This is a genomic window from Actinomadura sp. RB99, from assembly GCF_014706005.1.
In the GTDB taxonomy this organism is placed as follows: Bacteria; Actinomycetota; Actinomycetes; order Streptosporangiales; family Streptosporangiaceae; genus Spirillospora.
In genome coordinates this window covers 256905-273622 of sequence record NZ_JABMCA010000004.1, presented here as the reverse complement: position 1 = coordinate 273622, position 16718 = coordinate 256905, and the positions used below count along the sequence as shown (strand labels likewise).

The 16718-nt window shown below is 68.9% G+C and carries 19 protein-coding genes; 11 read left to right on the top strand and 8 right to left on the bottom strand.

Translation table 11 applies throughout. The features are described from left to right. Positions 1-153 precede the first annotated feature (153 nt). The 5 genes from amrb99_RS06215 to amrb99_RS06195 all read left to right on the top strand — a co-directional run bounded on the left by amrb99_RS06215 (position 154) and on the right by amrb99_RS06195 (position 3717). Entirely contained in the window at positions 154-675 is a 522-nt protein-coding gene (locus amrb99_RS06215) for an SDR family NAD(P)-dependent oxidoreductase (RefSeq protein WP_241755306.1), read from the top strand. After that, positions 627-905 (top strand): SDR family oxidoreductase, encoded by a 279-nt coding sequence (locus tag amrb99_RS49720; RefSeq protein WP_347256558.1) that lies wholly within the window; start codon positions 627-629, stop codon positions 903-905. The genes amrb99_RS06215 and amrb99_RS49720 overlap by 49 nt, the downstream gene beginning before the upstream one ends. 400 nt (positions 906-1305) lie before the next feature. Continuing rightward, positions 1306-1683 carry a VOC family protein gene (locus amrb99_RS06205; RefSeq protein ID WP_190853379.1) on the top strand — a complete coding sequence of 126 codons (378 nt, stop codon included), beginning with the start codon at positions 1306-1308 and terminating at the stop codon, positions 1681-1683. Positions 1684-1733: 50 nt separating this feature from the next. Next, on the top strand, positions 1734-2735 hold the full coding sequence (locus amrb99_RS06200; RefSeq protein ID WP_190853478.1) for an RNA polymerase subunit sigma-70: 1002 nt from the start codon (positions 1734-1736) through the stop codon (positions 2733-2735). Between the two features lie 190 nt (positions 2736-2925). Further along, positions 2926-3717, top strand: a complete 792-nt coding sequence (locus amrb99_RS06195) for an SDR family oxidoreductase (protein WP_190853377.1) — start codon at positions 2926-2928, stop codon at positions 3715-3717. 347 nt (positions 3718-4064) lie between these two features. Here amrb99_RS06195 and amrb99_RS06190 read toward each other — a convergent pair whose 3' ends face one another. Next, a complete protein-coding gene (locus amrb99_RS06190) occupies positions 4065-4772 on the bottom strand; it encodes a hypothetical protein (protein ID WP_190853375.1) in 708 nt (235 codons plus the stop codon). A 990-nt stretch (positions 4773-5762) separates the two neighbouring features. On the opposite strand from amrb99_RS06190, the gene amrb99_RS06185 reads away from it, so the two are divergent. Continuing rightward, complete coding sequence (locus tag amrb99_RS06185; RefSeq protein WP_190853373.1) at positions 5763-6419, top strand: hypothetical protein; 657 nt, start codon at positions 5763-5765, stop codon at positions 6417-6419. 35 nt (positions 6420-6454) lie between these two features. Here the strand turns inward: amrb99_RS06185 and amrb99_RS06180 are convergent, their stop codons facing one another. Next, complete coding sequence (locus amrb99_RS06180) at positions 6455-6619, bottom strand: hypothetical protein (protein WP_190853371.1); 165 nt, start codon at positions 6617-6619, stop codon at positions 6455-6457. A gap of 177 nt (positions 6620-6796) precedes the next feature. Then, positions 6797-7531, bottom strand: coding sequence for a hypothetical protein (locus amrb99_RS06175; protein ID WP_190853369.1), 735 nt, complete (start codon positions 7529-7531; stop codon positions 6797-6799). Between amrb99_RS06175 and amrb99_RS52970 the strand changes: the two genes are divergently transcribed. Beyond that, on the top strand, positions 7460-8125 hold the full coding sequence (locus amrb99_RS52970; protein WP_347256552.1) for an NUDIX hydrolase: 666 nt from the start codon (positions 7460-7462) through the stop codon (positions 8123-8125). The two genes, amrb99_RS06175 and amrb99_RS52970, sit on opposite strands and share 72 nt — an antisense overlap. Here amrb99_RS52970 and amrb99_RS06165 read toward each other — a convergent pair. Both amrb99_RS06165 and amrb99_RS06160 read right to left on the bottom strand, forming a co-directional pair. After that, on the bottom strand, positions 8117-9445 hold the full coding sequence (locus amrb99_RS06165) for a PQQ-binding-like beta-propeller repeat protein (protein WP_190853365.1): 1329 nt from the start codon (positions 9443-9445) through the stop codon (positions 8117-8119). The two genes, amrb99_RS52970 and amrb99_RS06165, sit on opposite strands and share 9 nt — an antisense overlap. A gap of 480 nt (positions 9446-9925) precedes the next feature. After that, the gene (locus amrb99_RS06160) at positions 9926-10918 is read right to left on the bottom strand and encodes a zinc-binding alcohol dehydrogenase family protein (protein WP_206699813.1); all 993 of its coding nucleotides are present in this window, start codon (positions 10916-10918) and stop codon (positions 9926-9928) included. A gap of 54 nt (positions 10919-10972) precedes the next feature. Between amrb99_RS06160 and amrb99_RS06155 the strand changes: the two genes are divergently transcribed. The 3 genes from amrb99_RS06155 (at position 10973) to amrb99_RS50660 (ending at position 12701) form a co-directional block, all read left to right on the top strand. Next, complete coding sequence (locus amrb99_RS06155; protein WP_190853363.1) at positions 10973-11449, top strand: MarR family transcriptional regulator; 477 nt, start codon at positions 10973-10975, stop codon at positions 11447-11449. Positions 11450-11538: 89 nt separating this feature from the next. Continuing rightward, positions 11539-12111: a carboxylesterase family protein gene (locus amrb99_RS50665; protein WP_241755278.1), complete on the top strand. Its 573-nt coding sequence runs from the start codon at positions 11539-11541 to the stop codon at positions 12109-12111. Between the two features lie 14 nt (positions 12112-12125). Next, entirely contained in the window at positions 12126-12701 is a 576-nt protein-coding gene (locus amrb99_RS50660; RefSeq protein ID WP_241755277.1) for a hypothetical protein, read from the top strand. Between the two features lie 331 nt (positions 12702-13032). Here the strand turns inward: amrb99_RS50660 and amrb99_RS06145 are convergent, their stop codons facing one another. Then, complete coding sequence (locus amrb99_RS06145; RefSeq protein ID WP_190853361.1) at positions 13033-13425, bottom strand: tautomerase family protein; 393 nt, start codon at positions 13423-13425, stop codon at positions 13033-13035. A 110-nt stretch (positions 13426-13535) separates the two neighbouring features. Here amrb99_RS06145 and amrb99_RS06140 point away from each other — a divergent pair, with 110 nt between their 5' ends. Next, positions 13536-14390, top strand: coding sequence for a LysR substrate-binding domain-containing protein (locus tag amrb99_RS06140; protein ID WP_190853472.1), 855 nt, complete (start codon positions 13536-13538; stop codon positions 14388-14390). A gap of 669 nt (positions 14391-15059) precedes the next feature. Here amrb99_RS06140 and amrb99_RS06135 read toward each other — a convergent pair. Together amrb99_RS06135 and amrb99_RS06130 are read right to left on the bottom strand one after the other, a co-directional pair. Further along, positions 15060-15263: a hypothetical protein gene (locus tag amrb99_RS06135; protein ID WP_190853359.1), complete on the bottom strand. Its 204-nt coding sequence runs from the start codon at positions 15261-15263 to the stop codon at positions 15060-15062. A 591-nt stretch (positions 15264-15854) separates the two neighbouring features. Beyond that, positions 15855-16514 carry a hypothetical protein gene (locus amrb99_RS06130; RefSeq protein ID WP_194736593.1) on the bottom strand — a complete coding sequence of 220 codons (660 nt, stop codon included), beginning with the start codon at positions 16512-16514 and terminating at the stop codon, positions 15855-15857. Positions 16515-16718: the final 204 nt, after the last annotated feature.

The window sequence follows — 16718 nt, the reverse complement described above, 5'->3', positions numbered from 1 at the left end:
GCTTGGCCGCGGCGCTCGCCCGCCCCCGGCCCGGGTGGGGCTTAGCGATCGAGGAGGCCGTACTCGCGGATGCGGGTGGCGGCCTCCGTTCGGGTGGCCACGCCGAGCTGGGTGAGTATGCGTGCCACATGGGTGGCCGCGGTGTTGGCGGAGATGCATGGTCTCACCCGCCGGGAACTGGACGTGCTGAGAGTGCTCGCGCGCGGCCGGTCCAACCCGCAGATCGCCGCGGAGCTGTTCGCCCTCCCGGCCGGGCTGGGCGCCGCGCCGCTGCTGGCCCGCATCGACGACCTGGCGTCCCGGGGCCGCCTCGGCGACGGCGCGGACGCCCCGGTGGGCAACGGCCTGGCGCTCGGCGGTGACCTTGCTGATCCTCGCCTCCCGGCTCGGCTGCTGCGCGAGGCCGCCGAGGCGCTCCTGGGCCCTGTCGACCCCCTGATTCCCAACGCGGGCCACGCGGTCCAGCAGGACTACACCATGCTCGACTCCGAGGCGTGGGAGCGGACGCTCGTGGTGAACCTGCGGGCTCCCTTCCTGCTGGTCCAGCACGCGCTGCCCGGCATGGCACAGCGCGGTTTCGGCCGGGTGCTGTTCATGTCCCCTCGGCCGCCGGCTTCACCGGCGGCATCGTCGGCGCGGACTACGCCGCCTCCAAGGCGGGGCTGCACGGCCTGACCCATTTCCTGGCCGGCCGGGTCGCCTCGCGCGGGGTGACGGTCAGCGCCGTGGCACCCGCACTGATCACCGACACCGGCATGCTGCCCCCCGAAGGCGATCCCCGCGCACTTCCCACCGGCCGGTTCGGTCGCCCCGAGGAGGTCGCCGACCTCGCGCTGGCCGTCCTGCGCAATGGCTATCTCACCAACCAGGTGCTGAGCCTGGACGGTGGCGCCTACCCACGCTGACCTTTCCCTGCTGATAGGAGGCCCCTCGTGCCCGTGGCCCGGCTCGCCCTTGCCAGCTGGCACCGCGATCGAGCAGGAGTTCGGTTGACGCGCCACCTTCTTGTCGCGCTGATGAGGTGCGGGGAATGTCCTCGGCGGCCGCTCCCGCCGACCGGGCCGTGCTACCCGCGGTCTACGGGTCCGTCCGCGCGCTCACGGGGCTGTCAGCGATCGTCGCCGTGGCGGAAGCGTCCGCCGTCGTACGCTCCTCGGCGCAGGGAGATGACCTTGCGCGGGCCGCCGCTCACGTTCCTTCGACTTCGTCCGACGATCCGGCCGCTGTCCCGATCGATTCCTTTCGGCGGGTCGCCGAGTCGATAGATGGACGCAACTCCGATGACGATCCCGAGAAGGAGCGATCATGCCAGAGTCGACAGGGATCCGGCTGGGCGGCCTCGTGCTCGGCAGCGACGATCCGGAACGGCTCAGCGCCTGGTACCGCGCGGCGTTCGTTCCGTCGGCCGGGCCCGGCACCGTCCTGATGGTCGGCGGCAGCCGGTTGGTCTTCGACCGCCGTGACGATCTCCAGCCGAGCACGCGGGAGCCCGGCAGGATTCTGATCAACTTCTATGTCGAGGACATCAAGGCGGTCGTCGCCCACCTGATGGCGCTGGGCGTGTCGCGGTGGATCCGGCCCGTGGACGACTTCGGCCCAGGCCTCATCGCAACGGTCGAGGATCCGGTCGGGAATTACGTGCAGGTCGTCGAGTTGGCCGCCCGGCCCGGTGCCGGGCGGTGACGCAGGTGGCCGACACCCGCGTCAAGGCCGGTCGATCGGCCGGGGAGACGGTGCCGCCGGACAACGGTGTCTTCACACGGCTGACTTCTCCCTACCGGCCGGAACTGCTGGCCTACTGCTACCGCATGCTCGGTTCGGTTCACGATGCCGAAGACCTCGTGCAGGAGACGTACATTCGTGCGTGGCGCTCCTATGAGGCGTTCGAAGGCAGGTCGTCACTGCGCACCTGGCTTTACCGGATCGCCACCAACGTCTGCCTCACCGCCCTCGAGCATCGCAAGCGCCGGCCGCTGCCCTCGGGGCTCGGAGGTCCTACCGATGATCCGGAAGGCCCTCTGGCGCCGCCGCCGGAAGTCACCTGGCTCGAGCCCTTCCCCGACCATCTGGTCCGGGGCGATCCCGCCACGATCGTCGCGGCGCGGGCAAGCCTGCGGTTGGCGCTGGTCGCCGCCCTGCAGTATCTGCCCCCGCGCCAGCGCGCCGTCCTCATCCTGCGCGACGTACTGGCACTGCGCGCGACCGAGGTCGCCGATCTGCTCGGCATATCCGTCGCCGCGGTCAAGAGCATCCTGCAACGCGCTCGAGCCCGGCTCGGCCAGGTGGCGCCCTCTGAAGACGACACGACCGAGGTCACCGGCGCCGACCAGCGGGAACTGCTGGACCGCTATGTCGCGGCCTTCGAAAACGCCGACGTCGCCGCTCTGTTGGGGCTGCTGACCGAGGACGCCGTGCTGGAGATGCCGCCCACGTCCTCCTGGTTCGCCGGTCGGGAGTCCATCGTCCGGTTTTTCGGGGCCAGGGTCCTCACCGTGCCAGGTGCCATCCGGATGGTGGCGACCTCGGCCAACGGGCAGCCCGCAGCCGCCATGTACCAGCGCGGCGAAGACGGCGTTCACCACCTTCACGCGTTGATGGTCCTGACGGCGTCCGGCGGCGGGATCACACGCATTTCCGCGTTCCGCGACCCGCAGTTGTTCGAGTATTTCGGACTCTCCCGGTCCCTCGGCCCTGGTCCATCAAGTCCCCAGCCCGGCGAATCGGCACTTCTGTAGACGCAAGAAGTTCGACGGCGAGGGCAGGGCGCTTCCGCCCTGCCCTCAGGCGTTGATGACCCCGGCTCACCTGTGTAAATACGAGACTTCGGTGAACGGGTGCGGGCAGGACGATTCCTTTTGGCCCGCCGCCGAGTCGACACCATTGACGGAAAGCCCGTCACCAACGTAGACAATTGGGAGCCGGACAATGCTGCTCGAAAGCAAGAACGCCATCATTTACGGAGCGAGCGGTTCCATCGGAAGCACGGTCGCTCACACCTTCGCCGCGGAAGGGGCGAGGGTGTTCCTGGCCGGGCGGAACCTCGCCGGGCTGGAGGCGGTCGCCGAGAAGATCCGCGCCGCCGGGGGAAAGGCCGAGGCCGCCGTGGTGGACGCGCTGGACGACGCCGCCGTCCAGGCGCACGTCGAGGAGGTCGCCGAGACGGCCGGCAGCGTGGACGTCTCCTTCAACGCCATCAGCCTGCCCCAGACCCGGATCCAGGGCACGTCCCTGGCCGACCTGTCACCCGACGACTTCGACCTGCCCATGACCACCTACCCCAAGGCCAACTTCCTGACCGCCAGGGCAGCGGGACGGCGCATGACCGCCCAGGGCGCGGGCGTGATCCTGACGATCACGGCGAGCCCGTCGCGCACGGCCGTCCCGCTGATGGGCGGTATGGCGCCGGCGTGGGCGGCGGTCGAGTCGCTGTCGCGGGGCCTGGCCGCCGAGCTGGGACCGCACGGTGTGCGGGTCGTGTGCCTGAACGCCGCCGGGATGCCCGAGACGCCGCAGCTCACCGAGGTGTACGGGCTGCACGCCGACGCCTACGGCATCAGCCGCGAGGCGTTCCACCAGCGCATGGCCGACCGGACCCTGCGCAAGCGGCTGCCCACGGTCGCTGAGATCGCCGATGTGGCCGCCTTCGTCGCCTCGGACCGTTCCGGCGCGATGACCGGCGCGATCGCCAACCTCAGCGGCGGCATGATCGCCGACTGAGAGCACGGGCGGCGCCCGGCTCCGGGCGCCGCCCTCTTGGTCACCTGACCTGCCGCGGCGACGCGCTTGACGGCCTGGACGCCGACCGCGGGCTGGTCGACGTAGCAGTAGTGCCGGCACGTGGAAGACGGCTGGCCGCGAGCGTGATCGTCAGCGGGCCGGGCCGGGCCGGGCCGGGCCGGGCCGTCCGCCGACGGGACGACCGCCGTGCTGGCGGCCTTTGCCGGCGGACATCTGTGAGTGTGGGTGGGCGACCCTGGTCAGTGGCCAGGGTCTGTGCTGGTAGGCGGTCGGTGGAGTGCCACACCCCCGACACGGAGATGGCGTGGGCGGCACCGCGCGGTCGGCTAAACGGTCCGACTCGCTCCGGCCACATGCCTTTCCCACACGGCTCGGGTGCTGGGCCGTTCGGGGTGCCGCAGCATGTCCAGAACGTAGGCGGCGTGGAGCCTGGCCCACGGGTTGGGCTGCTCGGCCACAGAGGCCACTCGATTGCGGAGTTCGGGGCTGTCGATGACGCGTGCGATGCCGACGTAGCGTCTGTCTTTGCAGCGGTAGGCCCTGGCCATGACGAGCTCAAGCATGGTGGCGAGGCGTTCGCGGGTGATGTCCTCGTGCCCGGGGACGGCGAGAGCTCGCAGCCAGCTTTCCTTGGTCCCCCAATGCTTGGCGTGTCTGGTCCATAGGTCTGGGTAGCGGGCCTCCCATTCCAGGAAGTTGAGGACGTAGGGCAGCCCGGGCCAGTGCGGCACGTCCTTCGCGGAGACCTGCTGCCAGAGGCCGGAGGGGAAGCCGTAACGCTGCGCGGCGATGTGCTCGGCGATGGACTGGCGGAACGCTGGATCGCTGTAGTCGGCGTTGGTGCGGTGCCAATGCCTGTTCATTCGCTGAAGCGCCGCCGACACGGCGGCTCCGGTGGCCATATGGTGCCGCAGGGCGACTTCCCGCTCGGCCGGGACTGCGGAAATCAGCCCGTGGGTCCACCCGAGGCGGGCCTCCCAGCCTTCGTCGAACATGTGAGTCAGCGTATGGGTGATCGCGATCTTGTGGATCACCCGGTATCGATTCCGCCGAACCCTGCCAGCACGCCTCCTTGTTCAACCCCAGCCCGTCACCCGACCGGCACTTCCATGTCCACTTACCAGCACCCCCGATGTCCACCCGTCTCCCAGACCGCTTTGCGGGGGCGACGGCGGCCGCTGGGCGTACACACGCCGATGCGCTGCACGCCCTCCTCGTCCTCGGTGAACGCCGCACGCTCGGCGGGGGTCCGCTCGCGGGCGAACAGAACGTCCGCTCCAGCGTCCGCGGCGACATCCGGGCAGCATCGGCCCACCTCGTCACCAGGAACTGCGGTACCGGAACCCCGGCGGCCAGCACCTCACCCAGCGGCACCGGTGCTCCGGCGGCCGATTCCCGTCCGACGACGCCGTCCCGGCCGACGCGCGCCGTCCGGTGTGTCGCGAGCGGCGGCATGCGCCGCGGCGACCGCGTCCCGCGCCCGGTGCTCCGCGGAGACGCTGCCTTGAAAGTAGGCGAACGCTTCCCGGTCGGTGTCGGTCTGTCCAGTACGGCTCGCGCCCCAGGCGACGGTCGCGCGCTCGCCGCCCGGGCGTTCGGTGGAGCCGGCCGGTGACGGTAACCCGGCAGCGGATCAGCCATGGACGCGCTACGGACCGCGCCAGGGGACCGCCCAGTCTCGGGGCTGCGGCGTTCGGTCAGTGCCCGCTCCGCCATCGCCTCTGTTCTCGGAGGCGCCGGGCTAGCGCCTCGCTGCCGTCATGACGGCACACCCCGCTCACGAAAGGAGCCGTCACCAGCACCTGAACGTGAATGCGGGGCCCGTAGGTGCGCCAACACCGCCCGGAGCCCTGAGCCCTCACCAGAACACACCTTTGGAAAGGCCCTGTGCACGATGAAATGCATGGTCCAACGCGGCCGGGACGGCGCCCCGTTCGATCTCGCCGCCTTGATTCCGGGCGCGGGGTCGACGTGGGGAAAGCCCGGCAATAGGCTCCAGTGGTCGTTCACGAGGAAGGGCGGTCATGGGATTCAACCATTCGGTCATCGCGGTCGAGAACCTGCCGGTCGACGAGGTCGCCTCGCGGTTGGGCAAGCGGGCCGGCGGCCGGACGACCGATTACGACACCGCCATCTCCAGCCGTACACCGGGCTGGTGCGTCAGCCCGCCGATCGACGGCTGGACCTTCCTCGTCGACCAGAAGCGCACGCTCCACAACGACGAGGACGGATTGCGAAGCCTCAGCACCGGCACGCGGCTCCTCGCCTTCGAGGTCATGGAGACATCGATGGGCTTCAGCGCCGCCTGCTGGATCGACGGCGGGATGACATGGAAAGCGGCGGTGGAGGACGAGGGCGGTCTGCTCTATACCATCGGGGAGCCGCCGCCGCCCTTCGCTGAACTCGTGAAAATCGAGAGCGAAGGCGCCAAGGCGGCGGACTATCTCGAATTCTGCCTCGCCCCGCCGCGCGAGGAGTGGGAGGTGTTCGAATTCGATCCGGACACCCTGCCGGGGCGGCGGGCCGCCATGCTGAACGTCCCGGTACGAACAGCCCGTGCGGTATCCGGAGGAAACGAGGCGCCGATCATCGAGGTCTTCGCCAGCATCACGGGCTACCGATACAACACCGGCGGAGCCCTCGACCCGTTGCACGTTCTCAGCGAGAACCCCGCCCATTGACGGGAACTGGCGTTCGTCCTGTAGGACGGCGATCTCTAGCGGACGGTATGCAGGGTCACGGATACTCGTCGGCCGCGGAGCACCCGTCCGGCCGGGCCGGGGGCGGTCTTGCGCGACGGGATGGCGTTGCGCCAGGTGAACCGCGCCGGACCCGTCATCACGCACAGGCTGCCGGGGGCGAGACGCACCGGGCCGCGCATCCCGGCCTCCATCAGACCGAGATCTCCAAGTGCGGCTGGAGCACTAGGAGGAGTCTGGCCCTGCCCCGTGTCTGGGCACGTTCGTTGCGCGGGGTCATCGTCCGGACATGGGCGGAACGATCAACCCGCGGCGTGGGAGTCGACCGCGCGGGTCGTGGAGGACCTGCGCGCCAGCGGTCAAGGCCGGGCCCGGTCGACTTTGACGATCTTCGCGTTGATCGTCTTGGCCAGTTCCGGTTCGACGACAGTGCTCTGGAAGCGGCCGAGGGCGCTTCTGTCGTCGTCGAGATCAAAGGCGGTGGACCTGCCGCCGTGCCTTACGTGCAGCTTGCGGCCGCGCAGTGCGGTCGTGGAGTAGGCCTGCAGGAGGTCGAAACTCACGTCATAGGCCAGCTGGCCCTTTCGGCAGGTCATGGGCTGGCCCATGATCCCCGCCGCGCAGTTCTCGGCGCCGAGGGCGCCGGGCACGTCATTCCGGTGGGAGACCAGGTTCGACCAGTTCATGTCCACGACCTCGGGACGCGCGTCGATCTCCTCCGCCACTCCGATGACGACCCCCTGCAGCCCGGGCAGCTCGAACTTGTACGTACAGCCACCACGTGGCGCGGTCAGGGGGCCGCCTGTGGCGTCGAACGCGTTCATCGTGCTCAGCCTGACCTCGCCGCCCGTCCTCTGGATCCGGGCCGCCTGTGGCAGGACGGCCCGGATCTCCGCGTCGCTGAGGAACGCGCACGCGTCCGGCCAGCCGGTTCCGTCGACGAAGCCGTCCGGCCGGCCGACCGTTCCCGGGTCGATGCGCGTGGCGCCCGGCTTGGCGGTTCCGACCAGCAGCGGTGGCGCATGCTCGGGCTGTTCCGGAGCGCACGCCCTCCAGGCGACGAACACGACCGCTCCGATCAGCGCCAATGCCACCAACTGGCAGCCCCTGCCCACGCTCCCCACCTGAGATGGGCCCGGCGTTCCAGCCGCACTCATCCGCGCTGCTCCCTCCGTAGCGGCATGGTGACGATGATGCCCATCCGCGATTACAAAGCGCTTACGGTCAATGGTCAGGGCCACGGTGGACGGGCCCGCCAGGGCAGGTACGCACCGTCTCGACGGTGGAGGCGATCAGCGGCCAGGAAGCCACCATCGCCCGGTGCCATGGACGGACCCCACCACCTGGTTCGAGCAACTGCCTGCCTGCTGCCTGGGGCTACGGGCATGCTTCTCACCGGTCCACAGCGGCACGTGCTGCTGGTGAAGACGCACTACCGCCCCGACTGGGGCCTGCCCGGCGGTGTCGCGGAGGACAAAGAACCGCCGCACCTGGCATGCGCCAGGGAGATCTGCGAAGAAGTGGGACTGGCCCGTCCAGCCGGCCCGCTCCTGGCCACCGTGCAGGAAGACGAGATCGCAGACTTCGCCTTCCTGCACGCCGACAGCGTGGCGACCGGGCTCGTTCACCTCCCGCGCCCCGGTGGGGGCTTGGTCTCGGCGGCGTGCCTCCAATGCCGATCACCGTGATCGGTGGCCGCCTGTGAGAAGTACGGAGGGGCGTTCGCCGCCGTTGGGCTCGGGGTCGGAGTCCGCGACCACGAGGGTGCCGTAAGCCCCTCCAGCCAGCGTCGGGAAACCGGCGCCCTCGAACATCGGAAGTTCCTGCTGCCCTGCGTCCCCACCTGTCGCACTGAAGGTGAGCACCTTGATCGGACGCGGCTCCTTCTCGATGACGCGCACCTGGCCGGCGATCACCATGCCGGCTTGCAAGACGACCGAGTCGCCGAGTTCACGCCGCCATAGCAGCCGCCCGTCGATGGCGCGGTACAACGCGACCTTCCCGCCTTCCTGGTCGGTGACCACCACCAGGCCGGCGGCCGCGGTCACGGCGTCCGGCCCGTCCGAGGACGACCATTGGTCGACACGCCACAACGGCCGTCCCGACCTTGAGTCGATCAGCCGGTAGCCGTGACTGCTCACGTCGCCGTCCTGCTTGTCCTGCAAGAGCTCGTGGTCCCCAGCCGGTAGCAGCGAACCCCCGGGGAAATGCTCGAAGCCCTGGAGCGGCTGACCGGACGGGGCGAGCAAGGTGCTGTAGGTGTAGTCCGCCGCTTGGCCGCCGTACTCCAAGCAGTCGACGTCCAACGACAGCAACCCGGTCTGGACCTCGATGCCGTCCTGCACCGCGTCCCGATAGAAGCAGTTTCGAGGCGCCTGCCGCGTCCACGCCCGCCGGCCAGACGCGGCATCGTAGGCATCGACTTCGCGGTCCTGGACGGCGGCCACGAGCAGGCGCCCGTCCGGGCCGGTGAGCCCGCCGGCCTCGACGTGCACCTTCTCGGAGCCCATGAGGTGCGCGGCCGCGGACCGGTTCGGCAGCTCGACATGCGTGCGGTGGCCGGACGGCACGTCGACGACGGTGAGACGGCGGTCGCTCCACACGACGGCGACGCGCCTGCCGTCCACCTTCCACACCGAGGCGACGCCCGCCCGCCCCGGCCTGCTCAGGTTCCACCACGTGCGCCCACCGGCCAGGTCGACGGCCCGCACCCCCCGACCGTGCTTCTCCACCACCGCGCCCGCCGCGAGCACCGGATCCACGACGTCCCCGAAGTACCGCGCCCCCTCGGACGGCACGTCGTCCACCGCCTTCGGCGGCGCACCGTGCAGACCCGTCATGCGCTCCCAGGGGCTGAACCACCACAGGCCCGCGCCCGCCAGGAGCACCACCGCAAGGACGCCCCCCAACGCGGCGATCGTCCTCGCCGGCCATCTGCGCCGTGGCGTCCGGACGGGCGCGGACGCCGGCCCGGCCACCGCGGACGGGGACTGCTCGTCCTCATCCATGAGAAAGGCCCCTTCCGGTCAGTTCCGTCGAGAACGGTACGGGAGACCGCGTGCACCGGCATGGTCGTCGGACGACCGCACCCGTCCCTTCATCGGACAGGTCGATCGGCGTTTCCGGAGTCACCCGGCGATACGCCACGCCGCGCATGGAAGTCTCGACCACGGAGATGGCCCCGACTTCATTGACCCGGGGTCTGGCCACTCGGTTGGCCAGGGCGGCGAACTTGCCGGGCTGGTAGGAGCTGCTGGGGTCGCGGACGACCACGTTGAGGCGCTTGTCGGCGTTGATCGGGGTGATCAGGGAGAGCAGCGCGGGAGGTTGCCTCGAGCATCGCGGAACTTGAGGTGGCGATCCCAGTCTTCGTTGTGGCAGGTGAGGGGTGCGGTCGCTTATCGGCGCGCGGTGGGTGTCGTGACGAAAGGCCGCCTTCGGGTTTATGCGTGGGGCGGCCTTCCAGTTGGTGTGTCTGCGAGTTGTGGTCAGGTGATCCGGAGGATGGTCTTGCCGCGCGCGGCACCGTTGGCGAGTCGCTCGATGGCCGTGTCGAGGTCGGCCGGTTCGTATTCGGCGGTGATGTCGATGTGGACCTGGCCGTCGGTCAGGAGCCTGAGGGCCTGGTGAGCGCTGGCGGCGAGCCGTTCGGGGTGGGTCTGGCTCAGTAGGTTGCTGTTGTAGGTCAGCAGGGATTTGCCCTGCATGAGCAGGTCGTTGGCGGAGACTTCGACGGGCTCGAAGGTGGCGATGTTGCCGTAGACGACCAGTCGGCCGTGGGGGGCGAGGCGTTCCAGGCTGGCGTGGCGGGTGGGGCCGCCGATGGGGTCGAGGATCACGTCGAACTGGTCGTCGGCGAGTGCTCGGGGGAACTGCTCGCGCATCAGCACTTGGTCGTAGCCGAATGGTGCGGCGTAGTCGGCCTGGTCCTGGTTGCCGACGATGCCGGTGATTGCCGCGGCCCCGGCGGCCTTGGCGAACTGGGCGGCCAGGGTGCCGACGCCGCCCGCGGCGGCGTGGATGAGCACGCGGTCGCCGGGCCGTACGAGGGTGACGGTGTTGATCAGGTCGTAGGCGGTGGGGGTGATCCAGCCGAAGCCTGCGGCGACCCGTGGGTCCAGGCCGGTGGCCTCAAGGGTGAGCACGGCGGGTGCGATGACGACTTCGGCGTAGGCGCCGGCGCTGGTCAGCGCGGTGACCGGTGTGCCGATGCGGGCCGGGTCGATGCCGTCACCGACTGCGATGATGTGCCCGGCGGCTTCGAAGCCGGGGACGAACGGGCGGGGCACGGGGAAGTGGCCGTTGCGGACCAGCACGTCGCCGTACTGGATTCCGGCGTAGGCGACTCGGATGGCCACCTCGCCGGGGCCGGGGGTGGGCTCGTCGAGGTCGGTGAGGTGGAACCGGTCGTCGGTGCCGAGCACGACAGCCTTCATGATTGAAACCTCCTGAGTTGACTCAGTATCCTGATAGTCGACCACGGTAGGAGTATCAGGATGCTGAGTCAACACAGTGAATTGTGAAAGTGGTGAGTGATGGCGGAGATCCCGGTCGAGGAGTATCTGTGCACCCGGATCAGGCGCACCGAGCAGGCGCTGATGGGGCACCACGAGGCGGTGCTGCGCAGGCACGGGCTCACCATGACGCAGTACACGGTGCTGCTGGTGCTCGCCCGTGAGGGCGGCATGTCCGGCGCCCAACTCGCCCGTGCCTGCGGCGTCACCCAGCAGACCATGGCCACCGTGCTCACCGGCCTGCAGAACAAGAACCTCATCACCCGCGAGCCGTCCCCGGTGCACGCCAAGGTGATGATCGCCAACCAAACCGCGGCGGGCCGCGAGCTGCTGGACCGCGCCTACCAAGAGGTGATCGTGCTGGAGCGTGCGCTCACCGATGCGTTCACCCCCGCCGAACACGCCGCCTTCTGCGAACTGCTGGAACGTGCGACAGCCATCTTGATCGAGCAGACTCCGCGGTCCTCTTCCGCGTCCGGGACCAAGTCCGCCACCTGAGCTCCCTCGACGGCCAGGCCACCGACCTGCGGCCCTCACCGCTACCAGGGTCACTGGCAACGTGCCGGTCGAGTGAGGCGCGCAGTCGCTTGAGGACCCCGGAGGCCGGCGGCGCGCGCCTGCCCGTGACGGTGTTCGTGCACAGCAGCGGCTTCGTGGCGGGCTCCACCCGTTCGCCGATCTACGACGGCGCCGCCTTCGCCCGCGACGGGGTCGTCCTTGTGACGCTGAACTACCGGCTGGGCGTCCAGGGCTTCCTCGATCTGCCCGGAGCGCCCGCCGGCCGCGGCCTGCTCGACGTGATCGCCGCTCTTCGCTGGGTGCGGGAGAACATCGCCCCTTTCGGCGGCGACCCCGACCGCGTCACGCTGCTCGGCCAGTCCGCGGGCGCGACGACCGTGGGCGGCGTGCTGACCTCGTCCGAGGCCGGGTCCGCCGGTCGGCGGCGGCTGTGCCGGCGCGCGATCGTGCAGAGCGGCAGCGGCCCCGGCGTCTTCACACCCGAGCAGGCCGCCCGCGTGACCCGCGCCGCGCCCCGGGAGTCGAGCCGCACGCAGGCGCTTTCGCCGCCGTCCCCGACGGGCGGCTCGTCGAGGTCACGGGCGAACTGCCGGGCATCGATCTGCGGACCGAGACGCACACCGACCCGCTCATCGGGCTGAGTCCGTTCAGCATCGTGCTCGACCGGCAACCGGCCGAGGCCGTCGCTGCGGTCGCCGGAGCGGACGTCGACCTGCTGGCGGGCACCAACACCGAGGAGGGCAACCTCTACCTGGCGCCCTTCGGGAACCTGTCCACCTCCACGGCGGCGGATGTGGACGTCACCACCGCGCGCTCGCACACGCGGCCGGCCCGGCTCGTCGAGGCCTACCGCAGGGCCAGGCCGCACGCCTCCGCCGGGGAGCTGCGCTCCGCCATCATGGGCGACGCCCTGTTCGGCGCCGGAACCCGGCGACCGGTCGACGCACACGCGGGAAACACGCGCACGTCCGGCGCCACCTACCGCTACTCGTTCGCGTGGCGCTCGAACGCCCTCGGCGGCGAACTCGAGGCCCCACGCCGTCGAGCTGCCGTTCGTCTTCGACGCCACCGGACTGCCGTCCCTCCGCGGCCCCGCCGCCACCCTCGGGCCGGACGAGCCGCCGACGGATCTGGCCGCCCGCATGCACGCGGCCTGGGCGTCCTTCGCCGCCACCGGCGATCCCGGCTGGGTCGCCGCATTTTTCGGGAAAGATCAGGCGGATATGCTTGACCACGGAAGCTGGCGCCACGTGATTGGTGGCCTCCGGCGAGTGCGTTCTGCTGGGGTTGTGACACTGAATCTCGATTAGTTGTCGCATCAACCGGCATCCGCAGGAGTCAGCCCTGGCCGACCGCCCGATACGGTACCGGCGACTCGACGGCGTTATGTGTCACACGACCTCTGTTTACGATCGCCATTGCCGGTTTCTGGTGTATCTCGGCCGCCTGCCCAACTGACCGGGCTCCAGCGATATGTCATAACTGCCCACGATCAGTGACGGCGCCATATGGCGCCGTCACATGTCGCTGGAACGCAGAAGGCGCGGAGCGAACCGTTCCCTTCAGCCCTGCTGCACCGCGTACTGCGCGATGCCATGGCCGAACGACCAGTTCTCCGGCAGTACCTCCACGAGATTGATGAATACGTCTTCGGGGCGCACGCCGGGGTTCGCCCCCAAGAGTTCGACGATGCGGAGGTAGAGCGCCTGCTTCTGGACGAGGTCGCGCGTGTTGTTGGCGGTGATCCGGATGATGACCACATCGTCGCTCCGTTCGACGCCGTAGTAGGTGGGGCTGACGCTGAAGGTGCTGCCGTCGTGCTCGGTGATCGTCATGAAGCGGTCGTCTTCCGGCACGTCGAAGGTCTCACGCATGGCGCGGTAGACGCCCTCGAAGAGGGCTTGGTGGTACTCGGCGGACTTGCCTCGCCGCAACGACACTTGGACCAAGGGCATGGTCGGACTCCGTTCCTCGGGACGGTTCGCAGCGTAGCCATCACTTGGTCATTCAAAAAAGTCATCTTAAGATATTTCAGTCATTAAAGATTCGAATGGTTGGTGTGACGATGAAGATGCTCGCCCTGGACGCTGTGCAGGCCTTCGTGCTGACCGCCGAGATGAAGAGCTTCACGCGCGCGGCGGAGGCGATGGACTCCACGCAGTCCGCCGTGAGCTTGAAGATCAAGCGGCTGGAGGACGCCTTGGGTCGCCGCTTGCTGGACCGTACGCCCCGCCTGGTCCGCCTGTCGCAAGACGGCGCCGCCTTCCTCGGGCCGGCACGTGAACTGCTGGCCGCCCACGCGGGCGCGCTGGGCTCGTTCGGCGTTCAGCGGCAACGCCTATCGATCGGCATAAGCCACCACGTCGTCGGCACCGAACTGCCCCACCTCCTGCGCCAGATAGGGCGAGCGGAGCCAGACCTGACGCTGGAGGTGAGGATCGCCAGCTCGTGGGAGCTCCTTGACCTGTTCGACAGCGGTGCGCTGGACGCGGCCATCGTGCTGCGCCACGAGGGCCGCCGCATCGACGGTGAGGTCCTGATGGAGGAGTCCTTTGGCTGGATGGCCTCATCCGACTTCGAACACCGCTCCGGCGAGCCTCTGCGCCTCGCCCTGCAGGCCGAGTCATGCCATGTGCACCAGATGGCGGTGACCGCGCTGAACGAAGCGGGCATCGCTTGGCAAGAGGCGTTCGTGGGCGGCGGCATCGCGACCATCGGTGCGGCCGCGGCGGCAGGCTTGGCCGTGGCGGCGCTCAGCCCGCGCGTGACCCCGCCCGGCGCCATGGACATGGGCGAATCACTCGGCCTCCCCCCGCTGCCCACTCGCAGCGTCGTCCTGCAATCACGGCCGTCCGAGCCGACCGTTCGCAGGGCGCTGCGCACCCTCGCCTCCGCCCTGCGCACCACAGCAGGACACTGATCGCCACCACCGTGTGGTTGTGGGATCGGCTCCTGCCCAATGCCGCGCCGTCGGACCGGGAAAGCCGCCCAGCATCGACCAGCCAAATCACGGCAGGATCAACGCGGTTCGGGGCTCATGCACGCTTCTTGCCGGCACGCCTTGTACGGGCGAGTTCAAGCAGGTGCAACGACCTCTGCTTGGCAGGCGAGGCACATCAGTGTGTACTCCACTACGTGGCGCTGCTTGAAACGCTGACCCAACTCGACCGCGCACTCGTCGCACTCAGGGCACGTCCAAGGGCCGGACTCGCCCTGCTTCGCCGAACGGATCATGCGATTCCACTCATCATTACTCATCCCGGGATCCTACGGCTCTCCGGCGTCCCGCTCCCGAAGTTGGCCTGGCCCCAAGGTGACAGAGCGTGACTGGCCGGGTCGACGCAAGTGGTGCACAAATGCCGAGCGTGCGGGTGAGGGCTGGACGGATGCTGTTGTGGGTGGCCTCGCTGACTCGCCTCACAGGAGAGCGAACGGTGGCCGTTGTGCCGAAATGCGGATCAGTCCAGTGGGCTCTGCCGTCCAGACCTCACCCTCGAACAGCGACGCATCGCCATCGGCAATGAGGCCTCGGGTCCCCAGCGTCGCGGCGATCAAGTAGCGTGTCGTCGGACCCAGTGAACGTAGGTGGTCAGCGCACCTGCGGGTCCAGCACCATGACCTCATGGATGAAGCTCGACGGCGGTGGCACCAGCAGCACCAAGCGTCCTGGCTCCAGCTCGCCGCCACCCTGCGGAGCGAGGGCTGGGAGGCACAGGTGACCTGTGGGGCAGATCCAGTGCAGGTAGAAGGGTTTCTGCCAAGCGGCGAACGGTTCTACTTCCGCGCCCGCCATAGTGATGTGTCGTTGGGCATAGGAGGCGACGAGCCAGCAGACATCCCCGAATGGGAAGACAGCGAGTCACGCCCAGAAGCCGGCTACCTGCCCGCCGCCGTCGGCGAGGCCATCATCAGACGGCTCACTCGCCGCTACCAAGAGGAACGGTAGGCGAGTAGGCGAGCACCACCAGTTCGGAAAGTGCCTGATCAACCATGGCGGGTCGACCTGCGTCTTCCTACTCTGGTCGGCCACGGCGATACCGTGCTGGCCCTGCCGCCGCCAGGTCGCCCAGCTCCAAACCGGAGCTATATGCGACAGAAGAGGGCGGCGGACAGTTCTTAAGGGCTGGACCAGGGGCGGCTGCCTGACGGACGAGCGGAGGATACCGTCGCAAGCGCCCCGACGGGCTGGTTCTGCTTTTTTTGCGCACTTCTTCCTTGGCGTCTCGTTCGCGGAAGAGCGCCTGGTCAGGCGCGTTGTCGCGCGACTCAGGAAGACTTAAACCGTCCATGAGGAAGCTGAATGGCGAGGTAATCCTCCGGAACCTGGTCAGCGCGCACAGTCTAGGGTGGCGACGCGAGAGGCTGGCGGTTCCTGACGGTGGGCCTACCGATGTCGCCAGGTTGCAGCGCATGCCTCTATCCAGGTAGCCAGGTCGGGCACATTGTCGATCGTGAGCAGAGAATATGGCGGGGAGCCTTCCAACGGTGTGACGTCTTTGAACGCATGATCCGGGGCGAACAGAAGCACCCGACCGTTCTCACGATGCGCCAGAGCCAGATTCCCGTTCGCCTCTATCGCGACGGCGTAATACTCATTCGGGTTGATCGAAATCTTCAGGCCGTCGCCTTCCCAGAGCCACGCATAGTCGGCCAGGACGTCCGCGACTTGTACCTGCGTAGCATCAGCAGTGAGCACTTCGTTCTGATTGCTCCACCAGGTGGTGGGTCCACCGAATCTTTCGAGGATGCCGCCGCAGAGTTTCCAGAAGCTCTCGTGCGTCTTCGGAACAGACCCGCCGCCCGCGCTCTCCGGCGGGTGGCAGAGCCATCCTCGTCGATCGTCCGGGGGTCCCCATGCGAGCAACTCGTAGGCAGTGCCTTCGACGCGGATGGGGGTGAGAGTCGCCGAGGCGAGCAGCGCGGACAGTTGAGGCAGGTCTTCGGCCGATCCGCGGGTCCACGGCTGCGCCTCGCCCACTGCGACGCTCTCTCCGGGTTGGAGGAACCAGGACACCTCCTGGAGGAACAGCTCCCAATCGTTCATGCCATCGATGATGGCAGTTCCACTCTAGGAATCCCGCGAGACCGCTCATCGGCATGAGCGGACCTGCTCAACCCGGCCGATCCGCGAGGTGGGCAGGGACCCTGATGCCCGTCGGCCTTTGGATCCTCCTCCGCTATCGGCACCAGCCAACGCGGGCGGCGCGCGACGGTCACGGCACCGGTGCGAGTCACCGCCGGGATCAGG